This window comes from Brevundimonas sp. CURTG3B2_SDJG, assembly GCF_057364705.1.
This window is the reverse complement of sequence record NZ_JBNFOJ010000265.1, coordinates 1-3,788: the sequence shown is the minus strand read 5'-3', so window position 1 is coordinate 3,788 and position 3,788 is coordinate 1. Positions and strand designations below refer to the sequence as shown.

The 3,788-nt window shown below is 68.9% G+C and carries 3 protein-coding genes; all 3 read right to left on the bottom strand.

Annotation, left to right across the window (positions count from 1 at the left end; all coding sequences use genetic code 11):
• The coding region (locus AC2W7C_RS14690) for an alpha,alpha-trehalose-phosphate synthase (UDP-forming) (RefSeq protein ID WP_486002084.1) at window positions 1-1,414 on the bottom strand (1,414 nt) is incomplete at its 3' end.
• A 181-nt stretch (window positions 1,415-1,595) separates the two neighbouring features.
• Window positions 1,596-3,380, bottom strand: coding sequence for a glycoside hydrolase family 15 protein (locus tag AC2W7C_RS14685; protein WP_486002083.1), 1,785 nt, complete (start codon window positions 3,378-3,380; stop codon window positions 1,596-1,598).
• Window positions 3,377-3,788 (bottom strand): trehalose-phosphatase (gene otsB / locus AC2W7C_RS14680; protein ID WP_486002082.1); only part of this gene is annotated, 412 nt, incomplete at its 5' end. The genes otsB and AC2W7C_RS14685, both read right to left, overlap by 4 nt.

Below are 3,788 nucleotides of genomic sequence, written 5' to 3'. Positions count from 1 at the left end.
CGCGGGCGCGCGCCCGTCGCCGTCCGCCGGCCGGGGTCACGGCCCTCAGCGAGGCGACGAAATCGTCCCTCCAGACGCCGACGTCGGTGTCGCGCACCACGCCCATCAGCGCCTCCCATTTCCGCCGGCGCTCGGCCAGCGGCATGGTCAGCGCGCGCTGGATCGCGTCCGACAGCTCCTCGCGGCTGAACGGATTGACCAGCAACGCCTCGCCCATCTGTTCGGCCGCGCCGGCGAAGCGCGACAGCACCAGGACGCCGGGATCGTCGGGGTTCTGGGCCGCGACATACTCCTTGGCCACCAGGTTCATGCCGTCGCGCAGCGGCGTGACCAGGCCGACCCGAGCGGCGCGATAGATGCCCGCCAGCTGATCGCGCCGGTAGGTCCGGTTCAGATAGCGGATCGGCTGCCAGTCCATGTCGGCGAACTCGCCGTTGATCCGGCCCGCCAGGGCGTCCAGCCGGGCGCGGATGTCCTGGTAGGCGTCCACCTCGTCGCGGCTGATCGGCGTCACCTGTAGCAGGAAGACATTGCCGCGCATGTCCGGGTTGTCGTTCAGGAACTGCTCATAGCCGAGCAACCGCTGCTCCAGCCCCTTGGAGTAGTCCAGCCGATCCACCCCCACGATCATCGACCGGAAGGCGGACGACGCGGCCATCCGGTCGTAGGTCCGCCCGCCCAGCACGGAGTTGCGCGCCTTCAGGAAGCCGTCGACGTCGATGCCGATGGGGAACACCCCGGTGTGCACCGTCCGACCGAAGGCCTCGACCGCGTCATTGGGCAGCAGGCGGCCCCGCACCTCGGGCTCGGAGGCCACATAGTCGCGGAACAGGTCCAGCCATTCGCGGGTGTGGAAGCCGATCAGGTCGTATGAGAACATCGACTCCACCAGCCGGCGGTGGTGCGGCAGGGTGACCAGCAACTGCCGCGCCGGCCACGGGGTGTGCAGGAAGAAGCCGATCCGGTTCGTCACCCCGCGCCGCCTGAGGTCCCGGGCCAGCGGGATCATGTGGTAGTCGTGGATCCAGATCACGTCGTCCGGCCGGATCAGGGGGGCCAGCACCTCGGCGAATCGGGCGTTGGTCCGCTCGTAACCCTCGCCGTAGGATCGCTCGTAGGCCGTCAGGTCCACCCGGTGATGGAACAGCGGCCACAGCGTCCTGTTGGCGTAGCCGTTGTAGTATTCGTCGACGTCCTGGGCCTCCAGATCGACCAGAGCCACGGTGACCCCGGCCCTATTCTCGATCTTGGCCTCGGGGATGAAGGTCTCCACCGTCTCGCCGGACCAGCCGAACCAGAGGCCTTCGTATTTGCGCAGCGCGGCCGACAGCGCCATGGCCAGGCCGCCCGCCGATCCCGCGGCGGGATCCCGGGGGGCGGAGACGCGGTTGGAGACGACGATCAGGCGGCTCATGCGCGCATAACCCGGGCCTGGACGTATCGGCCCCAACGCAATGTCGTGAACAGTTCCTCCCCCAACGGGGGAGGGGACCATGCGGAGCACGGTGGAGGGGTGTCAAAGCGAGCGCGGGGCCAACGCTCCACCGCTTGGCGGTCCCCCCTCCTCCGTTGGGGGAGGAACTTCGGGCCGATGCTCATCGCACGTCCGTCCACGACCGGCTGAGCAGCACCGCGCAGTTGATGATGCCGACCAGCGAATAGGTCTGGGGGTAGTTTCCCCACAGTTCGTTGTCGCCCAGCGCGATATCCTCGCTCAGCAGGCCGGCATGGGTGCGCCGGCTCAACATCTGCTCGAAGATCTCGCGCGCCTCCTCGATCCGCCCGTTCTGGTGCAGGGCCTCGATGAACCAGAAGGTGCAGAAGTTGAACGCCGTCTCCGGCTCGCCGAAATCGTCCGGCTCGACGTAGCGGAACAGGTAGGGGCCCTTCTTCAGGTCGCGCTCGATGGCGTCGAAGGTCGCGACCTGGCGGGGATCCAGCGGGTCCAGGAAGCCGAGATCGGTCATCTGCAGCAGCGAGGCGTCCAGCTCGCGGTTGCCGAAGCTGGCGGCGAACCGCCCCTCGTCGGGCAGGAAGGCCTCGCGCTCGATCCGCTCACGGATGATTCCGGCCCGTTCGCGCCAGGTTTCGCCCCGGGCGCTCAGCCCCAGGTGATCCGCAGCCTTGGCCAGGCGATCGCAGGCCGCCCAACACATCACCGACGAATAGGTGTGCACCCGTGCGATGGTGCGGAACTCCCACAGGCCGGCGTCGACCTGGTCGTGCATGGCGAAGGCCCGTTCGCCGACCCGTTCCAGGGCGTGGAAGTCGTCGATCGTGCCGGGGCGAAGCAGGCGCTGATCGTAGAAAGCCTGCACCAGCGGCAGGACGATCTGTCCGTACACGTCGTGCTGCAGGTGCTCGTGCGCCTGGTTGCCCACGCGCACCGGCTTCATGCCGCGATAGCCCTCGACGCCGTCGATGATCCGCTCGCCTATGCCGGGCTCCAGGCCCACGCCGTAGACCGGCTGCACGTGACCGCCGGCGGAATCGTCGACCAGATTGCGCAGATAGCCGAGATAGTTCTCCAGCAGATCCACCGCGCCCAGCCGATTCAGCGCGCGGACGACATAGTAGGCGTCGCGGATCCAGCAGTAGCGGTAGTCCCAGTTGCGGCCGCTCTCGGGAAATTCGGGCACCGAGGTAGTCAGGGCCGCCACGATGGCGCCGGTCTCCTCGTAGGCGCACAGTTTGAGCGTGATGGCGGCCCGGATCACCGCCTCCTGCCAGTCCAGCGGCAGGTACAGCTTGCGCACCCAGTCTTGCCAGTAGGCCACGGTCCGCTCCAGCGCGGCGGATACGCCGGGGCCGACATCCTGGTCGTAGCCCTCGTCCGGCCCCAGGAAGAAGGCGTGGGTCTTCTCCAGCCGGAAGACGCGCTCGTTGATCACGTGCGACACCGGGCAGTCGGTGGTGAGGCGCAGGGTGACGTCGGTGCACAGGTAGCGGATGTGGTTGGAGCCGCTGGTCCGCTCCGCCGGCCGCGCGCCCCAGTCGGCGGAAGGACGCAAACGGACGCGGATGCGCGGCGCGCCTTCCAGCGGCCGAATGACCCGTCCGAACGCCAGCGGGCGATAGGTCCGGCTGTGCTTGGGATGACGCGGGCAGAAGTCGATGATCTCGACCATCGCCCCGTCCTGGGCGGTCAGCACCGTGCGCAGCACCGGGGTGTTGCGGACATAGGCCTGGCTGACGTGCTTCAGCCCCTCCAGCTCGATGTCCCAGAAGCCGTGGCCGGGGTCGCTTCCGTCCATGAGGGCCGAGAAGACGGGATCGCCGTCCACCCGCGGCGCGCAGGCCCAGACGTAGCGGCCGTTGCGGTCGATCAGGGCGCTGATCGAGCAGTTGCCGATGGGAGCGAGATCCAGATTCGGGGTCATGCCTGCTCCTCGAGCCGTTCAAGCCACGCCAGCACCGCGTCCACGTCGGGAAGGCCATGGCGCGCCGCGGTTCGGCGCGGCGCCCCCACCAGCACGCCGAACCCGCCCAGTTCGGCGGCGGCGACGAATCCGTCCTCGTCCGTCAGGTCGTCGCCCAGCATCACCGGCGTCCCGCCGGCGAACGGCGCTTCATTCATGAAGGCCTTCAGCGCCGTGCCCTTGCTGGCGCCCGGCGTCTTCAGCTCGAACACCATATTGCCCGGCTGGACGACCAGGCCGGTCTCTCCGGCCACCCTGCGGACCAGGTCGCCGGCGGCTTCGACCGCGTCCGGCGCGCCGCGGTAGTGCAGCCCCGCCGCCACCGCCTTGTCCTCGACGATCACCCCCGGCCGCTCGCGCGCGAAAGCC